This window comes from Bacillus sp. FJAT-28004 (assembly GCF_001280845.1).
In the GTDB taxonomy this organism is placed as follows: Bacteria; Bacillota; Bacilli; order Paenibacillales; family Paenibacillaceae; genus Pristimantibacillus.
Genome location: NZ_LGHP01000001.1, coordinates 2,206,297 through 2,229,827, shown reverse-complemented (window position 1 = coordinate 2,229,827; position 23,531 = coordinate 2,206,297). Strand labels below are relative to the sequence as shown.

At 44.7% G+C, this 23,531-nt stretch carries 24 protein-coding genes; 10 read left to right on the top strand and 14 right to left on the bottom strand.

The features are described 5' to 3' along the window. The first annotated feature begins 20 nt into the window (after positions 1-20). Positions 21-914 carry a LysR family transcriptional regulator gene (locus tag AC787_RS09475; protein WP_054024544.1) on the top strand — a complete coding sequence of 298 codons (894 nt, stop codon included), beginning with the start codon at positions 21-23 and terminating at the stop codon, positions 912-914. On the opposite strand, the gene AC787_RS09470 is transcribed toward AC787_RS09475, so the two are convergent. Next, positions 915-1,715, bottom strand: coding sequence for a carbon-nitrogen family hydrolase (locus AC787_RS09470; protein ID WP_054024543.1), 801 nt, complete (start codon positions 1,713-1,715; stop codon positions 915-917). Positions 1,716-1,835: 120 nt separating this feature from the next. Here AC787_RS09470 and AC787_RS09465 point away from each other — a divergent pair, with 120 nt between their 5' ends. From AC787_RS09465 to mtnB, 8 genes are all read left to right on the top strand, one after another. Next, entirely contained in the window at positions 1,836-2,297 is a 462-nt protein-coding gene (locus tag AC787_RS09465; protein WP_054024542.1) for a hypothetical protein, read from the top strand. Between the two features lie 88 nt (positions 2,298-2,385). Then, positions 2,386-3,576, top strand: coding sequence for a pyridoxal phosphate-dependent aminotransferase (locus AC787_RS09460; RefSeq protein ID WP_054024541.1), 1,191 nt, complete (start codon positions 2,386-2,388; stop codon positions 3,574-3,576). Between the two features lie 336 nt (positions 3,577-3,912). Further along, positions 3,913-5,019, top strand: coding sequence for a glutamate 5-kinase (gene proB / locus AC787_RS09455; RefSeq protein ID WP_054024540.1), 1,107 nt, complete (start codon positions 3,913-3,915; stop codon positions 5,017-5,019). Between the two features lie 17 nt (positions 5,020-5,036). Beyond that, positions 5,037-6,287: a glutamate-5-semialdehyde dehydrogenase gene (locus AC787_RS09450; protein ID WP_082360690.1), complete on the top strand. Its 1,251-nt coding sequence runs from the start codon at positions 5,037-5,039 to the stop codon at positions 6,285-6,287. 52 nt (positions 6,288-6,339) lie between these two features. Then, a complete protein-coding gene (gene proC, locus AC787_RS09445) occupies positions 6,340-7,209 on the top strand; it encodes a pyrroline-5-carboxylate reductase (RefSeq protein ID WP_054024538.1) in 870 nt (289 codons plus the stop codon). After that, on the top strand, positions 7,206-8,435 hold the full coding sequence (locus AC787_RS09440) for a 2,3-diketo-5-methylthiopentyl-1-phosphate enolase (RefSeq protein ID WP_054024537.1): 1,230 nt from the start codon (positions 7,206-7,208) through the stop codon (positions 8,433-8,435). The genes proC and AC787_RS09440 overlap by 4 nt, the downstream gene beginning before the upstream one ends. Beyond that, positions 8,435-9,118, top strand: coding sequence for a 2-hydroxy-3-keto-5-methylthiopentenyl-1-phosphate phosphatase (locus tag AC787_RS09435; RefSeq protein ID WP_054024536.1), 684 nt, complete (start codon positions 8,435-8,437; stop codon positions 9,116-9,118). The genes AC787_RS09440 and AC787_RS09435 overlap by 1 nt, the downstream gene beginning before the upstream one ends. Continuing rightward, positions 9,115-9,768 carry a methylthioribulose 1-phosphate dehydratase gene (mtnB, locus tag AC787_RS09430; protein ID WP_054024535.1) on the top strand — a complete coding sequence of 218 codons (654 nt, stop codon included), beginning with the start codon at positions 9,115-9,117 and terminating at the stop codon, positions 9,766-9,768. Before AC787_RS09435 ends, mtnB begins: the two co-directional genes overlap by 4 nt. 171 nt (positions 9,769-9,939) lie before the next feature. Here mtnB and AC787_RS09425 read toward each other — a convergent pair whose 3' ends face one another. From AC787_RS09425 to AC787_RS34735, 3 genes are read right to left on the bottom strand one after another with little or no spacing between them, the layout of a single operon-like run. Next, positions 9,940-10,317 carry a helix-turn-helix domain-containing protein gene (locus AC787_RS09425; RefSeq protein ID WP_054024534.1) on the bottom strand — a complete coding sequence of 126 codons (378 nt, stop codon included), beginning with the start codon at positions 10,315-10,317 and terminating at the stop codon, positions 9,940-9,942. A gap of 21 nt (positions 10,318-10,338) precedes the next feature. Beyond that, positions 10,339-10,755 (bottom strand): Type 1 glutamine amidotransferase-like domain-containing protein, encoded by a 417-nt coding sequence (locus tag AC787_RS34740; protein WP_235560939.1) that lies wholly within the window; start codon positions 10,753-10,755, stop codon positions 10,339-10,341. Positions 10,756-10,761: 6 nt separating this feature from the next. Beyond that, on the bottom strand, positions 10,762-10,983 hold the full coding sequence (locus AC787_RS34735) for a hypothetical protein (protein ID WP_235560938.1): 222 nt from the start codon (positions 10,981-10,983) through the stop codon (positions 10,762-10,764). A gap of 242 nt (positions 10,984-11,225) precedes the next feature. Here AC787_RS34735 and AC787_RS09415 point away from each other — a divergent pair, with 242 nt between their 5' ends. After that, positions 11,226-12,248 (top strand): MerR family transcriptional regulator, encoded by a 1,023-nt coding sequence (locus AC787_RS09415; RefSeq protein ID WP_054024533.1) that lies wholly within the window; start codon positions 11,226-11,228, stop codon positions 12,246-12,248. Positions 12,249-12,300: 52 nt separating this feature from the next. Here AC787_RS09415 and AC787_RS09410 read toward each other — a convergent pair whose 3' ends face one another. The 10 genes from AC787_RS09410 to AC787_RS09365 all read right to left on the bottom strand — a co-directional run bounded on the left by AC787_RS09410 (position 12,301) and on the right by AC787_RS09365 (position 23,489). Beyond that, positions 12,301-12,981: a DnaD domain protein gene (locus AC787_RS09410; RefSeq protein ID WP_063847507.1), complete on the bottom strand. Its 681-nt coding sequence runs from the start codon at positions 12,979-12,981 to the stop codon at positions 12,301-12,303. A gap of 21 nt (positions 12,982-13,002) precedes the next feature. Continuing rightward, on the bottom strand, positions 13,003-14,223 hold the full coding sequence (locus tag AC787_RS09405; protein WP_054024532.1) for an acetate/propionate family kinase: 1,221 nt from the start codon (positions 14,221-14,223) through the stop codon (positions 13,003-13,005). After that, entirely contained in the window at positions 14,224-15,096 is an 873-nt protein-coding gene (locus tag AC787_RS09400; protein ID WP_054024531.1) for a 3-hydroxyacyl-CoA dehydrogenase family protein, read from the bottom strand. Positions 15,097-15,247: 151 nt separating this feature from the next. Continuing rightward, a complete protein-coding gene (locus AC787_RS09395) occupies positions 15,248-16,741 on the bottom strand; it encodes an AAA family ATPase (RefSeq protein WP_054024530.1) in 1,494 nt (497 codons plus the stop codon). A gap of 1 nt (position 16,742) precedes the next feature. Then, complete coding sequence (locus tag AC787_RS09390; RefSeq protein ID WP_054024529.1) at positions 16,743-17,273, bottom strand: hypothetical protein; 531 nt, start codon at positions 17,271-17,273, stop codon at positions 16,743-16,745. Positions 17,274-17,387: 114 nt separating this feature from the next. Then, complete coding sequence (locus AC787_RS09385) at positions 17,388-17,885, bottom strand: DUF5590 domain-containing protein (protein ID WP_054024528.1); 498 nt, start codon at positions 17,883-17,885, stop codon at positions 17,388-17,390. A 32-nt stretch (positions 17,886-17,917) separates the two neighbouring features. Beyond that, a complete protein-coding gene (locus AC787_RS09380) occupies positions 17,918-19,219 on the bottom strand; it encodes an amidohydrolase (RefSeq protein ID WP_054024527.1) in 1,302 nt (433 codons plus the stop codon). Then, the gene (locus AC787_RS09375; RefSeq protein ID WP_054024526.1) at positions 19,200-19,856 is read right to left on the bottom strand and encodes a redox-sensing transcriptional repressor Rex; all 657 of its coding nucleotides are present in this window, start codon (positions 19,854-19,856) and stop codon (positions 19,200-19,202) included. Before AC787_RS09375 ends, AC787_RS09380 begins: the two co-directional genes overlap by 20 nt. After that, the gene (gene dinG / locus AC787_RS09370; RefSeq protein WP_054024525.1) at positions 19,853-22,759 is read right to left on the bottom strand and encodes an ATP-dependent DNA helicase DinG; all 2,907 of its coding nucleotides are present in this window, start codon (positions 22,757-22,759) and stop codon (positions 19,853-19,855) included. Before dinG ends, AC787_RS09375 begins: the two co-directional genes overlap by 4 nt. 16 nt (positions 22,760-22,775) lie before the next feature. Beyond that, positions 22,776-23,489 (bottom strand): hypothetical protein, encoded by a 714-nt coding sequence (locus tag AC787_RS09365; protein WP_054024524.1) that lies wholly within the window; start codon positions 23,487-23,489, stop codon positions 22,776-22,778. Positions 23,490-23,531 lie beyond the last annotated feature (42 nt).

Below are 23,531 nucleotides of genomic sequence, written 5' to 3'. Positions count from 1 at the left end.
CAGTTGAAAGGAAAATTTATATGGAATTAAGACAATTAAATTATGTCATTCAAATCGCTTCGGAGAAAAACTTTTCTCGTGCTGCGGAAAAACTTCATATTGCGCAGCCCTCTTTAAGTCAGCAGCTCTCCAAGCTAGAACAAGAAATCGGTGTTCTTTTATTCCGCCGGACAACGAATTCCGTGGAATTAACACAAGCCGGACAAGTATTCGTCCAAAAATCGCAAGCGATTCTCGACGCTGTTGAACAATTAAAACAGGAAATGGACGATATGGCGCAAATGCGGCGCGGGCGACTTGTTGTCGGGACTCTACCATTAACAGGCTCGCATATATTACCGCTTGTTTTACCTGTATTCGGTGAACAATACCCGCAAATAGAAGTTGTGCTTGTTGAAGAAACAACCGCTAAGCTCGAACAGCTAACTGCTAGCGGCGGTACCGATTTAAGTCTGCTCTCACTGCCGCTCATCGATAACTCTCTTGCATGGGAGCCGTTCTTGAAAGAAGAAATTTGCTTAGCTGTTCCACCACAGCACCCACTTGCACAAAGAGAAGGTTCAATCCCTATTTCCGAACTTGATAAAGAACCTTTTATTGGGCTTAAGCGTGGTCAAGGTTTCCGTCAAATTACCGTCGAACTTTGTGAGCAGTCAGGCTTTACTCCGCAAATCGTATTCGAGAGCAGCAACATGGAGACCATTCAATCTTTGGTCGCCGGCGGCATGGGAATAGCCTTTGTCCCGCAAATGCTGACGCGAGTCAAAGGCTCTGATTTCACTCCAACTTACCTTCCCTTGGCGTCAAAGCCTACCAGAACGTTAGTGGTGGCCAGTCGTAAAGGACGATATTTATCTAAGGCTGCTGAGGCTTTTATCCGCACGCTCAATATGACGATAAGCAGCTACCGGTAATTAAGCTTCATATATAGAAGGTCTGCGATCTTCAAAAACCGGGATTTTTGTGCGTACAGAATCAACTAAATCCAAATCGATGTCTGCGTAAATAATCGTTTCCTCTTCGCCCGCTTCCGCAATCGTCTCTCCCCACGGATCAAGCACGAGCGAGTGACCAAAGAAATGCGTGTCGCCGCTCGAACCCATCCGATTACAAGCGATCACGAACATTTGGTTCTCAATTGCGCGTGCCGTCAGCAGAGTACGCCAGTGATGAAGCCTAGGATGCGGCCATTCAGCCGGAACAAACAACAGCTTGGCTCCATCCAGCGCAAGTTTACGGGCAAGCTCCGGAAAGCGAATATCATAACAAATCATCATACCCGCTTTAGTTCCTTCAATTTCTAACTTGCCGAGCTTATCTCCCGCAGCCAAATACTTTTCCTCTTCCATGAGACGGAATAGATGAATTTTTGAATAATCGGATACTACATTGCCAGAACGATCAAAAACGTACATTGTATTTAGTACTTTGTCTTCCTTAAGCTCTGCTATGGAACCTCCAATGATATGTACCTGATGTTTTTGGCTGAACTCGGATAAAAACTCTCGAGTACGCTCACCTTCGCGATCAGCTATCGTTTGTATTTCAGTTAAAGCGTAACCTGTGTTCCACATTTCTGGAAACATAATGACATCCGGTTTATTTGTTTGACTGACGGCTTCTTCAAGCATGCTTGCAAGCTTTGAGAAGTTAGCCTCTGGGTTTCCTGCTTCTATATGCATTTGCAGCAGCGCAAGCCGCAATGGTTTACTCATATGATTTCCTCCTGATGTTCCTTTTTTCCCCTAATGATACCCTGTCATGGTTCTGTGTCAAGATGGGAAACGTAACAACGAGGGATTTACTACTACATGAAATAAAGGAGAATGTCTGTTATGCTTCCAAAACGAATAGCCGCAATGCTTGTTGCTTGCTGCTCGATTTTCCTGTTTGCCCAAATCGCATCTGCTCATCAAGCACTAAGCGCACCTAGCCCTGAAACTGGTCTTAAGCCGGTTCAAGTATTCGATGTAGCTGCTGGCAAAGTTACAAAAACCATTCCAAACGATGCCAAATATCAAGCGATGGCAGCTTCTTGGGTCGATTCCATTACGGGTCTTGCTCCGCAGATAACGAATGATTCAAGCTGCAGCTATGTGTACCGTGTGCCGCTTGAGAAAGCCGTTACCATTAAATCAAATGACGTTTCAGTCTCATCTGATGATCTATTTCTCTTTTATTGCAAGGATAAACCACCGCTCTTGCTCGTATTTGACGAGAAGCGCAGACCCTTTTTGTTCCTATTCAAAGCCGATATTAAACCCTTTATCGAAAAGGTAGGCATTCCTGCTGCATAAGCAGCCGCTTCTCATCTCCCCCTATTCATGCTACATTAAAGCTATTGCCTTATATAGATAGCGATTTTGTCATGTGGAGTGTGAGGGTATGGAAACACAAATCGGTCAACACCTTATTCAACCTGCGGAACGGATGAATGTACTTCCGACGCAATTTTTTGCCAAGCTGGTCGCCAAAGCAAATGCTCAAACGGCCAAAGGACGCGATGTCATCAATTTGGGACAAGGCAATCCGGATCAGCCGACTCCTCCCCATATTGTTGCGAAGCTACAGGAAGCTGCGGCTAATCCGTTGTATCATAAATATCCACCCTTTAGCGGCTACCCTTTTCTAAAGGAAGCCGTAGCGAAGCGGTACAAAGAGGATTATAACGTAGATATAGATCCCACTACTGAAGTCGCTATCCTCTTCGGTGGAAAAACCGGGCTTGTCGAAATTAGCCAATGCCTGCTTAATCCCGGTGATGTCTGCCTCGTACCCGACCCTGGTTACCCTGATTATTGGTCTGGTGTTGCACTTGCAGGAGCCGAGATGTCATTTATGCCACTAACTGAGGAAAACAGCTATTTGCCTGACTATAACGCCATTAGTCCTGAAATAGCTCAGCGCGCTAAGCTTATGTTCATGAACTATCCGAACAATCCAACAGGCGCTGTCGCAAATGCGGAATTTTATGCACAAACCGTGGAATATGCTGAGAAGCACGGAATCGTTGTAGCAAGTGATTTCGCTTATGGCGCGATTGGCTTTGATGATAATCAACCGATCAGCTTCCTGCAAACTCCCGGCGCCAAAGAAGTGGGCGTTGAGTTTTACACCTTGTCCAAAACCTATAACATGGCTGGCTGGCGTGTTGGCTTTGCGATCGGAAATGCTCAAATCGTTAAGCTAATCAATTTAATACAAGATCATTACTATTGCAGCCTATTCGGCGGCATTCAAGAAGCAGCCGCGCTCGCGCTTACTGGTCCGCAGCAATGTGTTACGGAGCTAAGAGCCATGTACGAAAGCCGACGTGAGGCTTTGTTTACCGCTCTTGATCGTATTGGCTGGAAAGCGGCTCGACCGGGAGGATCTTTTTTCTGCTGGCTGCCTGTACCTGAAGGCTATACATCTGAATCCTTTGCGGACCTGCTCCTTTATGAGGCTGACGTTGTTGTCGCTCCAGGCGTAGGGTTTGGAACTCATGGAGAAGGCTTTGTTCGGCTCGGGCTGCTTACGAGTGAAGAACGCTTGCAGGAAGCGGTCGAACGGATTGGAAAACTAAATTTATTTTAGGACAATCCCGCCATTTGCCTTGCTTTACAGCAGCTTTGGATCGTGATATGCTTGTAGGAATTGAACATGAAACGTGATGACGGGACAATTAAGCAAGAAGGGTCGCGATCAGAGAGTAAATTCCATGGGCTGCAAGAATTTACCGAAGGCCGCTTGCTGAACCTACCTCCGAGCGGCCGGCTATGAACCGGACAGCGCCTTCTGTTATAGGCTTAAGCTGGATAATTCTATTTATGAATTATCAACAAAGGTGGTACCGCGGAAGCTAAGACTTTCGTCCTTTATGGACGGAAGTCTTTTTTGTTGTCACCAAACAAGCATAGGATGGGATCAATGATGACGGAACGTATAGTCGTAAAGATTGGCAGCAGCTCGCTTACCTCCGAAGAAGGCGGTCTAAACCGCGAGCGTATTCAATATTTCGCATCAGAGCTCGCTTCCTTGCATCAAAAAGGGAATGGCGTGATGCTCGTTACATCAGGTGCAGTTGCAGCAGGCTTTCGCCAAATCGGTTATGCAACAAAACCAAAAATCGTTCATGAGAAACAAGCAGCTGCAGCTGTCGGGCAAGCACTGCTTATGCAGGCCTACCAGGAAGCATTTAGCGGCTATGGCATAGTAGCTGCTCAAATTTTACTTACACGAGCGGATTTCTCCAATCGCAGACGCATTCAGAATGCTTTAATGACAATCGAGGAGCTGCTGCGGCTCGGCATCATTCCGATTATTAACGAAAACGACACGGTAGCAACCGATGAGCTCGTTCCTAAATTCGGAGATAACGACAGTTTATCAGCGCTTGTCGCTGCAATGACAAAAGCTGCGCAACTAATCATCATTACCGATATGGACGGTTTATACACGGAGGACCCGCGTAAAAACCCGCAAGCAGTCAAAATCGAGCGTGTTGACCAAATATCCGAGGATATTATGAAGCTCGCAGGCGGAGCTGGTTCATCCGTCGGAACAGGCGGCATGCGCTCCAAAATCGAAGCAGCACGCATCGCAATGCGCGGTGGCGTGCATGCTTTCATCGGCAAGGTGCAGCAAGAAGGCGATCTGAAGCTGGCTGTTGAAGGCAATGGTCGAGGTACTTACTTCGATACGAAACTGAACAGTCTGCCGATGAAGAAACAATGGCTCGGCTTTCACTCTATGCCGCTTGGTCGTGCAATTGTGGATGAAGGCGCTGTTCACGCATTGCTTGAAGGCGGCAAGAGTCTGCTTCCTGCCGGCGTTAAAGAAATTCAAGGCGATTTCCATTCCGGCGATGTCGTCGAGGTCGTTAATCCACAAGGCCAAACCATTGGCCGCGGCGTCGTCAACTATGCTGCATGGCAAATTCAAGCGGTGGCCGGACTAACTACAGAGGAAGTTAAACGTAGAGTCGATGTCGCCCGTATCGAATTTATTCATCGCGACGAATGGATTACATTAAATTAATAAGGGGGATTTCAGCTATGACCAGTGAAGTGAGAACAAAAGCAACATTAGCGCAGGATGCATCAGCCATTATGAATCGTTTATCCACAGAGCAAAAAAATACAGCCCTTACTCGCATGGCAGAAGCTCTGATCACCGAGACGGCTGCAATTATTGCCGCTAATGAACTTGATTTGCAAAGAGGACGCGAGCAAGGCACAAGCCCTTCCCTGCTCGATCGTCTTGCCTTGAACAAAGATCGAGTAGCTTCTATTGCTGAAGGACTTCGACAAATTGTTGAGCTGCCGGACCCAGTTGGTGAACTGCTTGAACATTTCGATCGTCCAAACGGGCTGAAGGTAAATAAAATCAGAGTACCAATCGGTGTCATTGGCATGATCTATGAAGCGCGTCCGAATGTAACCGTCGACGCGGCTGGTTTATGTTTAAAAACCGGTAACTGCGTCGTGCTTCGCGGCGGGTCTGCTGCAATCGAGTCGAATCGAAAAATCGTAGAAGTTTTAAAAAATGCGCTATCCGATACTGCAATGCCAGCAGATGCTATTCAGTTGATCGAGGATTCTGATCGTGCTTCTGTTAACGAAATGCTCAAGCTAAATGGACTCCTAGACGTTGTTATACCACGCGGAGGCGCATCGCTTATTCGAAATGTCATAGAAAATGCCACAGTACCCGTTATCGAAACGGGAGCCGGTATTTGCCATACTTTCATAGATGCCAGCGCTGACTATACAATGGCAGTCGATATCGCTTTTAACGCAAAAGTACAACGCCCATCTGTTTGCAATTCGATGGAGACGTTGCTCGTTCATGAAGCTTTTGCTGATCAGCATCTGTCCGCACTTGCTGATCGTTTTGTTCAAGCAGGCGTTGAACTCAGGGGCTGTGATCGAACGGTTTCCCGTCTAGCAGGCATCAAACCTGCTACAGATGAGGACTATAGTACAGAATACAACGATTACATTATGAATATCCGCATCGTTTCAGATGTTGACGCTGCGCTCGCGCATATCCGTCGTTTCAGTACAAAACATTCCGAATGTATTGTAACCGAGAGTATCGCAAATGCTGAACGATTTATTCAAGATGTAGATGCGGCTGCCGTATATCACAACGCCTCTACTCGCTTTACCGACGGATTTGAATTTGGATTCGGAGCTGAAATCGGCATTAGTACGCAAAAGCTGCACGCTCGCGGTCCAATGGGCCTGCCTGCATTGACTTCTACAAAATATCTTATTTATGGGAATGGACAAATTAGGGGTTAATAAAGCTGTTAAAGTCTAGTTACATCAAAAGAAACAACGGAGGAATGCTTCAATGACACAATTAACACAACCAGCTATTGCTAGTCAGCAGCTTTGTTTCTACGGTGCCGGATCGATGGCTGAAGCCATTGCGAGAGGACTTATCAACAAAAAACTCATTTCACCCAGTCAGATTTCCATGATCAATCGACAAAACAAAGATCGTCTCTCTGAGCTGAGTGAACGTTATGGCGTACAAACCATCGTACAAGGCTCTACCAATGAAGCTTATTTGAGTGAGGCAGATATTATTTTTCTAGCCATGAAACCTAAGGATGCAGCAGCAGCTATCGCATCCATTAAGCCGTTCATCTCGTCTAAACAGCTCATTATTTCGGTCATCGCTGGTTTGTCTATCAAAGCGATCGAGCAGCTGCTTGGCGGGCAGGCGTCGGTCGTACGGGCCATGCCAAACACATCTAGCACTATAGGGCTTGGAGCAACCGGAATCAGTTATTCAGATAGCGTCTCCTCACAGCAAAAATCGCTTACAGAAGCGATTTTCAGCTCTGTCGGCATAAATGCAATCGTTGACGAGTCGCTTCAGCAAGCCGTTACAGGCGTGTCTGGCAGCGGCCCAGCTTATGTCTATTACTTTATGGAGTCGATGATTGAGACAGCAATCCAATTAGGTTTTTCGGAGACTGCAGCGAAGGAGCTTGTCGTTCAGACTGTTCTTGGCGCAGTAGAAATGGTTCGTCATACTGGCGAAGAGCCATCTGAGCTTCGTCGCAAGGTGACTTCGCCTAACGGTACGACGCAGGCCGCAATTGAGCTGATGGCTCAGAATCATTTTTCCGAAACCATTAAGAAAGCCATTAATCGCTCAGCAGAACGCGCAGGTGAGCTTGGCGAAGCTATTGAGAGGAGCATAAACGAATGAATGGAGTTTGTATCGCAACATATCGTTCCTATGACGATCAAGCAGATTTCAATAAAAAAGCACTTTCGATTGCTGTCGGTTTAACGGTTGGCAGCTGGACAGAGCTTCCGGAAGCGCAAAAGGCGAATATGGAGAAGCATCTTGGGAAAGTATTGTCGGTTAGCGTCCATGAACCAGATAACGCAGCACCCGGCGAGCGATATGCCGACATTCGTATTGCTTACCCGGACATCAACTTCAGCCGTGACCTTCCCGCTTTGCTTGTGACCGTGTTCGGCAAGCTATCGATGGATGGCAAAATCAAACTCATGGATCTGGATGTCTCCGAAGATTTTGTTTCTGCTTTCCCAGGTCCCAAGTTTGGGCTAAACGGTGTTCGCGATTTGCTTGGCATCCATGATCGGCCGCTGCTTATGAGTATTTTTAAATCCGTTGTCGGATATGATCTTGCAAACCTTCAGGATCAGTTCTATAAACAGGCGCTTGGCGGTGTGGACTTAATTAAGGATGATGAAATCCTGTTTGAGAATCCACTAACCCCTCTTGAGAAACGTGTGGAAGCATGTATGGACGCAGCACGCCGCGCTGAAGCAGAAACTGGCCAGAAGCTGCTTTATGCCGTTAATTTGACGGGGCCTACCTCATCTCTTGCATCAAATGCTCGGAAAGCGATTGACGCAGGCGCTAATGCGCTCTTATTCAATGTACTTGCATATGGCTATGATGTACTGCATGAGCTTAGCAGTGACAAATCCATTAATGTACCTATAGCAGCTCATCCTGCAATGGCTGGAGCGATGTACCCATCGCCTCATTATGGCATTAGCGCCTCGCTACTGCTTGGCAAGCTGATGCGTCTCGCAGGTGCCGATCTTGTACTCTTCCCTTCACCTTACGGCTCGGTTGTAATGCCGAAGGAAGAAAATTTAGCGGTTAAGGATGCTTTGCTTGAGCCGCTGCATGGACTCAAAACGAGCTTCCCAGTGCCTTCTGCGGGCATCCATCCAGGACTTGTACCTTTAATCTTAAAAGATTTCGGTACCGACGTTGTTGTAAACGCCGGCGGTGGAATACACGGGCATGCTATGGGAACTTCTGCTGGCGGACAAGCATTCCGCCAAGCTATTACAGCTACACTAAATGGAGTACCTCTTCGCAATGCAGCTGAGCAAACGGGCAATGAAGCATTGTTAGCCGCAATTAACGCATGGGGGATTAAACAATAATGACAGAAAATAATACATCGAAGAAACGCATCGTGTTTTGTGATTTTGATGGAACCATAACGGTTAATGACAACATTATCGCAATTATTAAACATTTTAATCCAGCTGGTTGGGAGAAAATTGCAGAGCAGACGATTGCTCAGGAGATTTCGATAATGGATGGCGTTGGACAAATGTTCCGGCTCCTCCCTGCTTCTATGCAGAAGGAAGTCATCGATTTCAGTATCTCCAATGCTCGCATTCGTGAAGGTTTCGCTGAATTCTTAAACTATTGCAAAGAACAACAGATTGATTTTTACGTAACGAGCGGCGGCATTGATTTTTTTGTTTATCCAATTCTTGAATCATTCGACATCCCGAAAAATCACATTTATTGCAACGGAAGTGATTTCAGCGGCGAGCGCATTGAGATTTTGTGGCAAAACCCGTGCGATGCTCATTGCTCCAACAATTGCGGCATGTGCAAAACGACTATTATGCGCCGTTTCCCTGAGGAACAATACGAGCGTATCATTATTGGCGACAGCGTGACCGATTTTGAAGGTGCCAAGCTTGCTGATATTGTCTATTCCCGCTCTCACTTAACGGTGAAGTGCAAGGAGCTTGGACTTCCGCATCACGAATACGAAACTTTCCATGACATTATCAACACTATGAATACCGAAAGGAAGACAACGAAATGAGTTTTCAACAAATTGCCTTAGAAGACAAACAGCGCGCTCTATCCGAGCTGCGCGACGTGAAGGAGCTGTTCGCTTCACGCGGTTGGTTCCCTGGCACAAGCGGCAATCTATCCATCCGTGTAGGCGACTACAAGCCAGATGATTTTCAATTTGCGGTTACAGCAAGCGGTAAAGACAAAACCGTTCATACACCGGAGGATTATTTATTTGTTGACCAAGATGGCAAGCCCTGTGAAGCAACACGTTTGAAGCCATCCGCTGAAACACTAATCCATTGTGAAATTTATAAGTTAACTGGCGCGGGTGCTATTTTTCACGTGCATACCGTATTTAACAGCGTAATCTCGGAATATTTCTGGGATCGCAAGTCTGTGCCGGTAGACGGCGTTGAGTTGATCAAGGGGTTTAACATTTGGGATGAGGAAGCACATATCGATATTCCAATCGTTTCGAACTTTGCACATATCCCTTCTATCGTACCGGAAATAACTGAGCGTATCGTGAAAAACATACCTGGTATCCTGCTGCGCAAGCATGGCATTTATGCTTGGGGAGCCAATGCGTTCGAAGCAAAACGCCACCTTGAAGCATTTGAATTTATTTTCGAATATGTATACCGCTTGGAATTGCTGCAACGCGGTAAGGCTTAGGCATTTTTCTGCTTGATCAATTAAATGTTTAGAAGGATTTTCTCCCGTTAATCACCGCTTTGCATGTTTCAAAGTGCTGATGTGTACCATAACGGGAGATTTTCCAGCTCATATATATGACAGCATTCCCCGTTCTTATCTGCTATTCGACCTCCCCTTCCCGATCAAGTATTACGGCAAAACAGTTCCTTTAATGTATTCTCTTCTTTCTCTCGCAGTTTCTGTAATCCAATTCATTAACTCATTTTTGCTGATGTACACTTTCTCACCAATTTTCATATATGGAAACATAACGCCAGAAAATGAGCCTGAGTTTTCCAGTTTGAATTTCTCCGAATTAATAATTATATTGACTTCGGTTACGGATAGTTGCAAATATTCCGCAGCCTCTTCTACATTTAGCAAAGGTTTTTCCATATTAATCGTCACGTCAGACTGCTCTTTCTTAGGTGCCTCGTTTTTCCCCAAAAACATACAGCCAACTATAAAAGATACACCTAAAATGCAGCTTGCTAATATCATTGATTTACCGTTTGAAATAATAATCATCCTCCTTAATATTAAACATACTCATTCCGTTCCATAATAAAAATAAACCTGTCCTGCCGTCTCCGATATCCGTTCGTTTTTAAAATAAATGCCAGAAGCATCATCAATCCCATACCCTAGCGACAGATTGGTTTTGGCAAGTGCGGCCAATAAGTTCTTTTCTTCGTCCCATTTTGAAAAATGCGCACTAATCACGCAATGATTTATTAATCCAAGACCTTGTAGGAAAAGATGCTCATTAGCTCTGTTGTCGATGGGTGGAATAACACATATATTTGGACTGATTAAGGCGCCAGCGGAGAAACCTGCGACGGGCACACCTTCTAAGTATAATGTTTTGATTATTGCTCCGATCTTAGTTCCCACGATATATTCTTGATAAAGCTCAGTATCTCCACCGCTAATAATAATTCCAGTTGCTGAATGAAGTTGTTCCAATAAGCCTTATGAAGGTGATGCATCCAAGACGAAATATACAAAATGATCAACACCATGTCGTCCTAATAGGTCGGTATATTTCGACATATATTCTTGCCAGCCGTCTTGCTCAATGAATAAAATCACGACTTTGCTCGAACCTTTTGATGACATGGTTGCGAATTTTTCTCCTAAGCTTTCATTGAACGGTGCCCCTCCGCCAAACATAAACAAATGCTTTTCTGACATAAAAATCCTCCTTGTTGTATTTGCATCTCTGAAATTTGGTCAATGCACGTATAATAACCCACTATAAACTATTTTTCTCACCTTTTACCATACTTATCTGCTTACAGACGAAACTCCGAACCATATGTTGTATAAAACCTGCTTCGTGATCCCCTATTTCCCATATCCTATGAAAAATGAAGTATGTTATATTGACTTTAACGTAACGTAAACGTTCATAATGGCAAGAGGAGGTGGTTTGTTTGAAGGTCCATGAGGCAGCAAAACAGCTCGGTGTCACACCGCGCACACTGCGTTTTTATGAAGAAAAAGGTCTGATTCATCCTCATAAAGCAATAGAAAATAAATATCGTGACTACTCTGAGGAGGACATCATCCAGCTCCGCTGGATTATATCACTTAGAGAATTAGGCTTATCCATATCAGCTATACAGGATGCTTTAAACGCCATTGACGAGCCAGAAGCTTTCATCCGAAGTGTCGATGGTGCTCGCGCATTGTTGTATGAGCAATGGATCACAGCGACAAAAGCGCTACAAGCGCTTGATGAAACGATCTCAGCATGGCAAAGAAATGGCGCTGTTGAACTGACACAAGCAGAACTTGTTGCTGAAGAGATTAAACAAAATCGTATATCGCGAGCCTCGTGGAGCGACCAGTGGGACTACGATGAAATGGCAATTCAACATGGATATAAGGCACCTATCGTTACACTGAGTGGTATCCTCTCAGAGGAGCAATATAATTTGGCACTACTACGGACCGTTGATTGGCTTGATCCGCGATTTGATGAGCTTGGCTTAGAGTTAGGTGCAGGAAGTGGAAATCTCTCCAGCATGCTCGCTGCGGCCGGTACGAAGCTTACCGTCGTTGAGCAATCGACAGAAATGCTCTCGATCATTAGAGATAGGCTTCCTGCCATTGATGCCAAGCAAGGCAATTTACTAGCACTGCCTCTTGCGGCATCCAGTTATTCATTTATAGGCTGCAGCTTCGCTATGCATCACTTGAATCATTCTCAGCAGCTTCTGGCGCTTGAAGAAATGGACCGAGTTTTATTAATAGGGGGACGACTTGTGATTACGGGATTAATAGAGGAGGATGAGGTTCATGGAGATATAGCTGCAAGGCGGCTTGCCATCCATTCTAATTGGCATCCATCCTCTGCTTCCAAGCTCATCAACTGGTTCAATAAACGAGGTTATTCCACCGTAACAGATCGTCTTAGTCCATATATTGGTTTACTCTACGCTAGTAAGCCTTAGGCTTACAGATTAAAGTGACCTCTTACATAAAAAAAGAGCTAAGCCGCATGGCTTAGCCTCTTCCTCCACGAAATTTTTGCGCATGTGCGCGAGCCTCGTCTGCATTCGTTACCCGATTGCGGCTCCACTCGATTAGTATCCGATCAATGTATCGCAAGCTAAGCTTACCTGCAAATACAGCTTCTTTAAGCGCAAAGCGAATAATTTCATCTGTATATCGATCATGATCGAGCCAGCCCGATATCGTCTCGCATTCAATCGGGGATAATAAACGTCCAAACTCTTGTTCAAATACACTGAATAAGTCCGATGATGAAGCTGCTTGTGTCTTAATAGGCTGACGTTCTGCCTTCCGCGTTTCACGTTTCTGTTCCGCGGTTAATGCAGTAGCCTTAAGCAGCCAGCCTGTCCAATTGTAACGCTCAGACTGCATCCCAGTAGAGCTGTCTACATACTCGTCAATCGTCAGAAAATCCTCTTTCATCAGCCGGCCAAGTGATTGTCCAACTTCCCTAACATTTAGGCCCATCCGTTCAGCCAACTGTTCAGGCGTCGGGAAATCATTCATATCCGCTTCCATATATACCATGATTTGCAGAAGCAGCATTGCTTCTGTATCCGACAAATCAAGCTGGCGGTATGTTCGCAGCAGCATCGCTGAAACATAGACGCCGCCTTCCTGCAATGCAGCAGCCATACCATGCGAGTAAGCTTTCCATATCTCGTTGTTCACTGCCAGCTGCCTCCTAAACGACTACGCCTGTACAGACGCATCCTTTTGCTTAACTAAGTTATATGTGTCTCTTGCAATAAGAAGCTCCTCATTCGTTGGAACAACCAATACTTTAACACGAGAGCTGTCTGTCGTTATCTCACGAACATCCTTGCGACGCTCTGAGTTGCGTTCTTCATCAAGCTCAATGCCCAAGAAAGAAATACCCTCGCATATCGCTTTGCGCAGTGCGACAGAATTCTCGCCCACTCCAGCAGTGAATACAATTGTATCTACACCGTTCATCGCTGCGGCATATGCACCAATGTATTTTTTAACCCGATAAGCATACATGTCAAAAGCAAGCTTTGCGTTTTTGTCGCCTTCAACCATTGCATCTGTAACCTCACGCATATCACTGCTTATACCCGAAATCGCCAACATGCCGCTATGTTTGTTCAGCATAGAATTAACTTCGTTTAATGTCAATTCCTCTTTGTTCATGACAAACGGCACGATTGCTGGATCGATATCTCCGCTTCGCGTACCCATCATAAGACCTTCTAGAGGAGTCATTCCCATACTAGTATCAAAAGACTTACCGTTCAATATGGCTGTACAGCTAGCCCCGTTTCCAATGTGGCAAGTAATCATTTTGATCGATTCCAACGGTTTCTCCAAATACTCAGCTGCATGTGCGCTTACATAGGAATGCGATGTTCCATGAAAACCGTATCTCCGTACCTTGTGACGACGGTAAAGAACTGTAGGAATTGGATATAAATACGACGTATTCGGCATTGTCTGATGGAAAGCCGTATCGAATACTACCGCTTGCGGAACTTCAGGCAAATTCGTTTCTACCGCTAAAATACCCATCATATGTGCTGGATTATGAAGCGGTGCTAAATCAAATAATCTGCGAATCTCCAGCTTAACTTCTTGCGTTACAAGTACTGAGCTGCTAAATGCCTCGCCGCCATGAACGATACGATGTCCAACTGCTTCGATTTCGTTCAGGTTGGTGATCGCTCCGAATTCAGGATTTGTAAGCATATTTATAACCTGCTTAACCGCGGCAACATGATCTAATATTTCACTCACTTTGCGAACTTCGGGTTTATCAACCGGTTCATGAGTAACAATGGAAGAATCCATTCCGATACGTTCCACGCGTCCGCTTGCAAGAACCGATTCGTCTCGCATATCGTAAAGTTGATATTTTAAAGAGGAGCTTCCTGCGTTGATGACTAATACTTTCATTTAAATCCGATCCCCATCCATATCATATTTGAAGAAGCCGATTCCTGATTTGGCTCCAAGATGTCCAGCACGCACCATTTTTTTCAGCACGATCGATGGACGGTATTTTAACTCGCCATACTCGCGGAACATTCTCTCAAGGGCTGCCAAAACAGAATCGAGACCAAAGCGATCACACATCTCGAAGGGCCCATGCTGGAAGGAATAGCCGATACGCATAGCACTGTCAATATCTTCAGCCGAGGCTACGCCTTCCTCCAGTACATGCAATGCTTCGTTAATAAATAAGCAAATAAGTCGAGAAGTTACGAAACCAGGAGATTCAAATACCATGACTCCTTTTTTGTTAATAACCTCTTCCACAAAATGTTTCGTACGCAGAAATGTTTCTTCTGAAGTCTTCAGACCACGAACAATTTCCACCAAATCAATTTTGAAAACCGGGTAAATAAAATGCATACCGATTACGCGATTCGGCTGCTTCGTAAAGCTGGCTAGCTCAGTTAAGCTAAGAGTAGATGTATTGCTCGCTAAAATAACATTTGGTCCGCAAATTTGATCAATCTTTTCAAATACGGCTTTTTTCAAATCCAAATCCTCAGTTATCGTTTCAATAACAAGCTCACAACTTGTTAACTTCTCGTAACTTGTTGTCGCCTCTATTCTATTCATAATCAGCTTCTTCTCGGAATTCGTGAGCGCCCACTTCTCGATTTGTTTATCCAAGCTTACTTCAATCATTTGTTTACCATAAGCAAGACGCTCGTCCGAGTGCTCGATAATGATAACATCCAATCCTTTGGAGGCTAGCATTTCCGCGATCCCTTGACCCATCGTGCCTACTCCAATAACTCCAACTGTTTTGATATGCAATGTATTAGCTCCTTTAGTGTGGGGAAAATCCTTCTTATAATCATATTAGAAGTATTCTCTGCAAAGATAGTTCAATCTTATTATAACGGTTTTCATCAAAAAAAGAAGGCGGACGACAACTCCGCCTTCAAATTGTAATATTGTAAACGCTTCATGCTGCTGTATTTGAAGAAAAGAGCTTTCTAAACTCATCTCCGCTTAATGTTTCCTCACGAAGAAGCGTCTGAAGAGACTTTATGAACACTTCTCGATTCGTTTCCAATAGACCTTTTGTTTGCAGCATTAGCTCATCCAAAATGCTTCGATTGATGCTCGCCCATCCTTCTTTTGTCATCATCGAGGAATCAATAATGCCAAGCTCGGTCAATCCCGACTCCACCAACGTTTTGACGATATTCATGGATTGTTCGAAGTCGCCTCTTGATCCGGTGCTGCGATCACCATAAAACATTTCCTCTGCCGCAGCTCCGCCAAGCGCTATCATGATTTGACCGTTCAGGAACTGTTTCGTATACAAATACTGATCCTGCTGCGGATTGTGGCGAACATAACCAAGAGCTTGCCCACGCGGCGACAAGGCAACCTGAGATACACTGCCTGGACGCATCAATTCCGCCATGATAGCATGTCCCAGCTCATGAAGTGCAATCCTTTCACGTTCTTCCTTCGATGTCTCACGATCCGTTTTCTCACCCATCATTACCTTATCTATAGCCATCGATAAATGCTGCTCAGCAATGGTTTCACTGTTCTCGCGCATGGCATAGATCGCCGCTTCATTCATGACGCTCTCGAGCTGCGCGCCTGAGAAGCCGAAGGATTCACTTGCGATGCGTTCCAAGTTCACGCCAGTCCGGATAGGCTTGTTTTTCGCATGGATATTCAATATATGCAGTCTGCCCTTCTTATCAGGTAATTCTACACCGATATGTCTGTCAAAACGGCCAGGACGCAGCAATGCACTATCGAGCATTTCCTTACGGTTAGTTGCCGCAATTAACAAAATACGCGGTGATTCATTTGCATAAATACCGTCCATTTCGGTCAAAAGTTGATTCAAGGTTTGATCATACTCACGCTGCTGACCGCCATCTCTTTTGCCGCCAATGACTTCAATTTCATCTATAAAAATAACAGCGCTGCTTTTTTTCGCCTTATTCGCTTTCGTACGCGCCTCTTTGAACAGGTCGCGAATACGTCCTGCCCCTACGCCGACATACATCTCAACGAACTCACTGCCGGATGCAGCCAAATAGATGGAATCTGTATATTGAGCTGCCGCCTTGGCGAGCAGCGTCTTACCCGTTCCCGGTGGGCCTGATAACAAGATGCCTTTCAACGGTCGAATGCCAAGCTTAGCAATTTTCTCTTGATGAACGAGAAAATCAAGCGCCTCTACAAGCTCCTGCTTTGCTCGCTCCTGACCTCCGATTTCTTCAAAGGTTAAAGGTATCAATTTCTCTTCAGAACGCCGCTTTTGACTCGACAAAGCGGTTAGCTTACCTCTTCCTCGTGCTGCATAAACTACGGTAAATCCCAATAAGCCAAGTAATAATATTGGTACAACATTTTGACCAACATAAATAAAAAAAGCAATAAGTACAGGAAGTATGCCTATCGCAATTTCTTTACTATATTTCATCATATTACCATGCCTCCAATTGGTTAGGCGTGCGTGGCAGTACGACATATTTCACCGCTTCGTTATTCTTAATCGTAATATATACATTCGTTTCATCCATTTCTGTCGTCACCGTGACATCTTTCATGGACTTTGCAGCTTCATTCATCGCATCTGGGATATTAGAGTACGTTTTTCTCTCCATCGCCTCAGCAACTTCAAACATCGAAGCATACCATAGGTCTTCGAGCTGCTTATTTGATTTTTCTTTTATATTAAGCTCAAGCTTACGTTCGCCTACTACATCTTTTCCGTTAGCTGCAATACTTTCATATACGTCTCGAAGATTCGCATTAGGTGCTAATTCAAGGGAAATAGCTACTTTGTTGCGATCCATAACTGGTTTTTCTGAAGATACAACGCTTTCGATGCCCTTTGTTACTTTCTCTAAAGGAGCAGCTACAGCCACTTGATTATATATAGCCCAGCCCCCGAATAAAACGGAAGCGGTAATTGCAGCAGTAATTACAATTGGTATCACACGCGGTTTCATCATTATGAAAATCCCTCCCGCATCTATTTTATGAACACTTCGTATATCAACTCCGCTATACGAAAGTATATCACGAAACGCTGCGAGTATCGTCCAACAATATAAGGAAACGGGGCCTCACGGCCCCGTTTTTGCTGGTAACGTATAAGAATCAATGAATGCTCCATCATCAAAACGGTAGAAATCATATCTGTAATGCTGTGGCTTCTCGCCATCATTATAATAAATCTCCCATATGGGCTTATCATCAAACAGTCCTGGCTGAATTCGCTTTACTTCTGCCTGTGGCTTGTTGCTCGTGAAGGCATCCTTTATCGACTTTTCGGACATGCCTTCAGACGCTTTAATGATGACTGGCAGTTGACCCTCTGTCACCCATACGAATACAGCTTCATTCTGATCATTGATGCCTTCAACGATCCAGCTGTCTTTTTGCCATATATGATGACTCACCTTGTCTATCTCCGTTAGTTTGGCCGCTTCTGTGGCTTGTTCCTTTGCAGCTTTAATTGCTGACCACTGAGGTGACTGAACATTGCGGAAATAGATAAAGGAAACCGTTATAAGCAGCAAGAGGCATACTGTGATTAAAACCAACCATCGCTTAAGTGTCATAAACGGCTTACGCTTCCTTGTTGTTGCACGCATTAGGCTTGCAGCAAGCGATCAAAGCTCGCTTGGGCCTCGTAACGAATTTTCTCCTCATCGAGCCAAGTACATTCGCCGTTTTTCAATACTTGTCTGCCATCAATCCATACATGCCGCACATCGCGTCCAGAACCTGAATAAACCAGATGCGATATCATATCCGTCTTCGGATAGAAATGAGGCTGTTCAATGTCGATTGCGATGAAATCAGCTTTCATGCCGACTTTGAGGCTGCCAAGGTTGTTCTCTTGCCAAATGGATTTTGCTCCATTAACCGTACCAAGTTTCAGTGCTTCCAGTGCAGGAATGGCAGTAGGATCACCCGATACACCTTTGTGAAGCAGCGCCGCGAAACGTATTTCCTCAAATAAATCTAGATTGTTATTGCTAGCAACACTATCCGTTCCAAGCGATACCGTCACACCAGCGCGAATCAAATCAGGCACACGAGCAATGCCGCTTGCGAGTTTGAGGTTGCTGACAGGATTATGTGATACCGCAACCCCTTTCGCAGCAAGCAGCTCAATTTCAGCATCATTCAAATGCACCGCATGTGCAACGAGCGCTGGACGTGAGAAGAAGCCCAGACGATCCAAATGCTCAACCGGACGAAGTCCATAATCACGAACATTTTGCTCTACTTCAGCAATTGTCTCCGACATATGTGTGTGCAAGGGCAAATCGTAATCATGAGCCGCTTGGACAAAACGTTCTATATAAGCAGGAGGACAAGTATAAGGCGCATGTGGAGAAATCATCGTTGTAATACGTCCGTCAGCTTTGCCATTCCAATCGCGAGCAAAAGCGATTGCTTCAGCAAGCTTAGCTTCCTGTACCTCAGGAGGACAAAGCCCGATAACTCCTCTAGTTAAAACACCGCGGATGCCGCTTTGTTCAACCATTTGAGCAACTTGATCCATACGATCATACATATCGACAAAAGCTGTTGTACCTGATTTCAGCATTTCCACAATAGCTAAAGCGCTGCCTGCACGTGTATCCTGATCAACGTATTTGCCTTCCATCGGCCACATCTTCTGTTCCAACCACACCTGTAGATTTTGATCATCAGAATATCCGCGGAGCAAGCTCATTGCAGCATGTCCGTGCGTATTAATAAGTCCTGGCATAAATGCCAGCTTGCTGCCGTCGATTTTTTGAACGGTATCCGAAAGTTGATCAGGAACAGCTGTACCTATGTACGTAATCCGATCGTCAGTTACGATCATATGTCCTGTAAATGAAGGATTTTCATCATCCATCGTAATAAACAAACCATTTTCAATCCAAATCTGACTCATCCTGCGTCTCTCCCTCTTTAACTAAGTAATAGGCTAAGCTAAGCAATTCCCTTGTGAAATCAGCATTATGTATCCGCATTTCATCCGGTACGCGTAAAATAGCAGGTGCAAAATTCAGTATTCCTTTTATGCCAGCTTCTACGAATTGATTTGCTACATTTTGAGCTTCAAAAGCTGGTACTGTAATAATGCCTATTCGAATATTTTGCTCGGCAACGGTTGCAGCCAGTTCACTCATTGGCATAACGATTAAATTATTTATGCTCGTCCCAATCTTGCTTGGATGTACGTCGAACACAGCTGTAATTTGCATGTTATCCTTGGAATACTTATTGTAATTGCATAAGGCATGACCTAAATTTCCAGCTCCAACCAATGCAACCTTTATCGTCTGGTCAACCTTCAAAATTTGACGTATCTTCTCAATCAAATAGACAACATCGTAGCCTACGCCTTTTCGTCCAAATTCTCCGAAATAAGCAAGGTCCTTGCGAATCTGAGCAGGATTCAAATCAAGCTTCTTGCCTAAATCCTGCGAAGAAATGGTCTGAATCTCACGATTGAGCATTTCATTTAAAACTTGCAAATAAACGGGAAGCCTTCTGACGACAGCCTCCGATATTTTCGTTTGCTTCATCGCTTTTCCTCCTCTTCGCTTGACACGGCTTGATTTTCCTGCGGCAAAGCTGCCTTTTCCTCAGACAACCATTCCCTCATTCGAACGACCATTTGATCCATATGCATCGTTTCGATTTTTGGACCTGGCAACGAATATAAGAAATGCTTACCATAGTAAGTGTCGATTACCCTTGTATCATAGATGATTACAATCCCTTTGTCTTGCGAAGTTCTTACAAGACGCCCAAAGCCCTGTTTAAAGCGAATAACGGCTTGAGGAATCGATAGCTTCATGAAAGGATTTTGTTTTTGGCGCTGCAGCATCTCAGCTTTTGCCTCCACTAAGGGGTGATTAGGCGGCTGAAATGGCAAACGAACAATGGCAAGGCAGATCAAAGCTTCACCAGGTATGTCTACACCTTCCCAGAAGCTGCTCGTACCTAGCAAAACAGATTCCGGCGTTTGACGAAAACGTCTTGTAAGCTTCGTACGGTTACCACTGTCTATCCCTTGTCCAAGCACTTGAATCCCTGCAACGCTTAAGAGCTCCTTAAGCGGCTCATAGACCTGCCGAAGCATGCGATAGGAGGTGAATAGAACGAGCATTCGGCCTTTCGTTTCCTTAGCAGCGTCTGCAAGCGATTTTACAAGCATTTCTAAATAGGTATCATCTACGGAAGCTCCCTTTAAAACAGGGAAATTTCGAGGGATAACGACTAATGCTTGCTCCCGATAATTAAAAGGCGAAGGCAATTGAACCGTTTTGAGCCTACCCTGTTGTTCGTATCCAAGCAGACCTAGCTGCTCCTCTGCATATTGAAAAGACTTTTGTACAGATAACGTCGCAGAAGTCAGCACGATACTTTCTTTTACATCGAAAAAATACTTTTGCAACTGAGCGCTTACATCTACCGGAACACCGTATAACTGTACAGACCTATATCGATAGACGCTGCTTGCTTCGATCCAAAATACCGAGTCTGTAAGTTCTAACGTTATAAAGGTTCTAAGCTCATCCTTAAGACGCGACAAGTCGCGAACAGCACCATTTAGATCTGTAATAATGGCTTGGACGCCAGAATCGTCAACTCGATCTTTAATATCCGTTACCATCTTGTCGACCGTTCGAATAACACGATTAAGCTCGGTATGCAAATTCCCTTCTACCGTAACGCCATCTTCCCAGCTAGCTGGCAGTTCATTTTTCTTAAGCCGGCATACCGACTGACCATTCTCGGTTGGACCATCGGATGACGTAGATGTAAAGCTGTAAAACATTTCAAACAGCTTATCCCAGTGTTCTTTAATTTCTTGAAAAATAGGAATAACCGTGTCAATGGTCTCTAGCCAAGAAGCTTGATGAGCGTCATCCTCATACATGAGCTTCTGACGAAGCCCCGGCAATAACCCCGAGCGAGCATCTTTATATAGTCGCAGTACGGACTGTGTCAATGAAAAATAATTAATTTGCATGCCAAGATGCTTGCCGGCTACCTCTTCGACATGATGTGCTTCATCAATTATAAGATGAGTATAAGAAGGCAATAAACGATGATCTGCTTGCACATCGGTAAACAGCATGGAATGATTGGTAATCGTAACATCAGCAATATTCGCTTCATGTTTCGCTCGATGATAGAAGCATCTCTTGAACCATGGGCAAGCACGATTTAAGCAGGAATCTGTATCACTCGCTACCGTTGACCAAAATTCAGCACCTTTGTTGCCGAAATTAAGCTCTTCTTGATCACCTGTCTCTGTCTCGCCAAGCCACACAACCATTTGTGCCGCTGTAACGGTATCCTCAATTGGCGATACAAGATCTTTGGTATTAATTTTCCCTTCGAATTTGCGCAAACATAAATAATTTCCTCTGCCTTTGAAAATCGAAGCTCTGAACTCAAATGGCAGAATTTCTTCAAGCAAAGGCAAATCGCGCTGCCGAAGCTGCTCCTGCAAATTAATCGTATGTGTGCTTACGACAACTTTTTTCCCGTTCTGAATGCCATAATAAAGCGCAGGAATCAAATATCCAAGTGACTTGCCTGTGCCTGTTCCCGCTTCTATAAGTAAATGTTGATTTTGACTGAGAGCGCTGTAAACCTCTTGGAACATGGCAACCTGCGCTTCTCTTTCCTCATAATTTTCGAATTTCTGTTCGAAGCGTTGTTTTATATCAGCCAGATAATTGTCAAATGACACATCAGTTAATGGCAAAGCATTAGCACCGCTCGAGCGCGGAGGCTGTTCATCGCTCCACTCACGAACTTTCAGAGCAAATTGATTAAAATAGTCATACTCATTTGATTCGAATACTGTACGATATTCCATCTGCTGCCCAGTTAGCTTAATAAACCAGCTCAAATCGCTGCCGTCGTCTACAAGCGTGGAAAGCCGCTGCAAAGTGAGCAGCGGCATTTTGCGAAGCTTTTTTACCGTTTCAATAAGCAATAACGCAGTTGCATATGCATCGCTGTCTGCGCGGTGATGCTGATCATGCGGTATACCGAAGAGCTCAGATACAGCTCCGAGCTGATACGTATTTATTGTAGGATATAAAATTCGTAATAATTCAATCGTATCCAGCCTACGTCCCGCATAGGGACGCTCGCCGCACCTTGCTAGTGCTTGGTTCAGAAAGCCGGCGTCAAAGCCGACGTTATGAGCGACCAGCACGGCATCATCCAATAACGGAACTAGCCCCGCGATAACTTCTTTGAGTGTTGGGGCATCCGCAACGACCGTTTCATCTATGCCTGTTAATTGTGTGATGAAGGTCGGTATCGGGATATTAGGTCGAACAAAGGAGCTGAACGTATCGATAATATCCAGCTCCTCGGAAACGATGACTAGCCCAACCTGCAAAATATCATCATCCGAGCTATGTCCCGTCGTTTCTAAGTCCAATACTGCAAATTTCATTCATTCCCCGATCCTCTCACAAACAGCACAGCTCCGTGCTTCCGAAATATAACGATAAGTGCTTTGGTGTTTCTTGACATGATTTCAAATTGTTTAACGGATCTTTGAAGCTTGGACATACCTCATAGGCTTTCCTGAATAATTGCTCTGCTTGTGCCAAATTCATCTGCACAGCTTGAATGCATCCTAGCGCATTATAGCCCATTGCAAGCCATTTGGGGAAGTCCGTCAATACAATCAGCAATTGAAAATGCCGCTGAGCTTCACTCCAGTTCTGTAGGTGCATCTGAGTCATGCCCAAAAACAGTCTAGCCAAATTACATTCCGGCGATTGTAAAATAGCCGTTTGAAATTGCACTGCTGCTTGCGAAAACATAAATAACTTGTAGTAACCTTGCCCTTTGGAAATGACCGCTGCAAGCTCGTCCGAAATTTCAAAATCAGACGATGGGTTAATTGCAGCGATACTTGCTGGCATGCTTGGCTGAGCAGCTCCTATAGGAGCTTGCGCTTCAGTATGCGTTACTGCTGCATGATCATTTTGCTGCTCCTTGAACTCAGTAAACTTCTCCTCAAATTCAAGCCATTGTTCAATAAACGTATCACTTACTTTTTTGAGCTCAAGCATTTGCTTCTCGAATTGCTGCTTTTCACTTGCTCCTGCACCATCGTACTGTTCAATAATTTGATCAAGCATTTCGTTCATGGATGAAAACATATGCTGGAACATACCGCATCCCGCCTTCGCCAAAGAATTAAGGAGTGTTATGTT

Bases quoted from the DNA above. Each gene is read 5' to 3' on its own strand.
- dinG (WP_054024525.1), bottom strand. From the start codon at position 22,759: ATGAAATTTGCAGTATTGGACTTAGAAACGACGGGACATAGCTCGGAT.
- AC787_RS09375 (WP_054024526.1), bottom strand. From the start codon at position 19,856: ATGAAGCAAACGAAAATATCGGAGGCTGTCGTCAGAAGGCTTCCCGTT.
- AC787_RS09465 (WP_054024542.1), top strand. From the start codon at position 1,836: ATGCTTCCAAAACGAATAGCCGCAATGCTTGTTGCTTGCTGCTCGATT.
- AC787_RS09460 (WP_054024541.1), top strand. From the start codon at position 2,386: ATGGAAACACAAATCGGTCAACACCTTATTCAACCTGCGGAACGGATG.
- proB (WP_054024540.1), top strand. From the start codon at position 3,913: ATGACGGAACGTATAGTCGTAAAGATTGGCAGCAGCTCGCTTACCTCC.
- AC787_RS09475 (WP_054024544.1), top strand. From the start codon at position 21: ATGGAATTAAGACAATTAAATTATGTCATTCAAATCGCTTCGGAGAAA.
- AC787_RS09440 (WP_054024537.1), top strand. From the start codon at position 7,206: ATGAATGGAGTTTGTATCGCAACATATCGTTCCTATGACGATCAAGCA.
- AC787_RS09405 (WP_054024532.1), bottom strand. From the start codon at position 14,223: ATGAAAGTATTAGTCATCAACGCAGGAAGCTCCTCTTTAAAATATCAA.
- AC787_RS09435 (WP_054024536.1), top strand. From the start codon at position 8,435: ATGACAGAAAATAATACATCGAAGAAACGCATCGTGTTTTGTGATTTT.
- AC787_RS34735 (WP_235560938.1), bottom strand. From the start codon at position 10,983: ATGTCAGAAAAGCATTTGTTTATGTTTGGCGGAGGGGCACCGTTCAAT.
- AC787_RS09390 (WP_054024529.1), bottom strand. From the start codon at position 17,273: ATGATGAAACCGCGTGTGATACCAATTGTAATTACTGCTGCAATTACC.
- AC787_RS09380 (WP_054024527.1), bottom strand. From the start codon at position 19,219: ATGAGTCAGATTTGGATTGAAAATGGTTTGTTTATTACGATGGATGAT.
- AC787_RS09425 (WP_054024534.1), bottom strand. From the start codon at position 10,317: ATGATTATTATTTCAAACGGTAAATCAATGATATTAGCAAGCTGCATT.
- AC787_RS09470 (WP_054024543.1), bottom strand. From the start codon at position 1,715: ATGAGTAAACCATTGCGGCTTGCGCTGCTGCAAATGCATATAGAAGCA.
- AC787_RS09395 (WP_054024530.1), bottom strand. From the start codon at position 16,741: ATGATGAAATATAGTAAAGAAATTGCGATAGGCATACTTCCTGTACTT.
- AC787_RS09365 (WP_054024524.1), bottom strand. From the start codon at position 23,489: ATGTTCCAGCATATGTTTTCATCCATGAACGAAATGCTTGATCAAATT.
- AC787_RS09385 (WP_054024528.1), bottom strand. From the start codon at position 17,885: ATGACACTTAAGCGATGGTTGGTTTTAATCACAGTATGCCTCTTGCTG.
- AC787_RS09450 (WP_082360690.1), top strand. From the start codon at position 5,037: ATGACCAGTGAAGTGAGAACAAAAGCAACATTAGCGCAGGATGCATCA.
- mtnB (WP_054024535.1), top strand. From the start codon at position 9,115: ATGAGTTTTCAACAAATTGCCTTAGAAGACAAACAGCGCGCTCTATCC.
- proC (WP_054024538.1), top strand. From the start codon at position 6,340: ATGACACAATTAACACAACCAGCTATTGCTAGTCAGCAGCTTTGTTTC.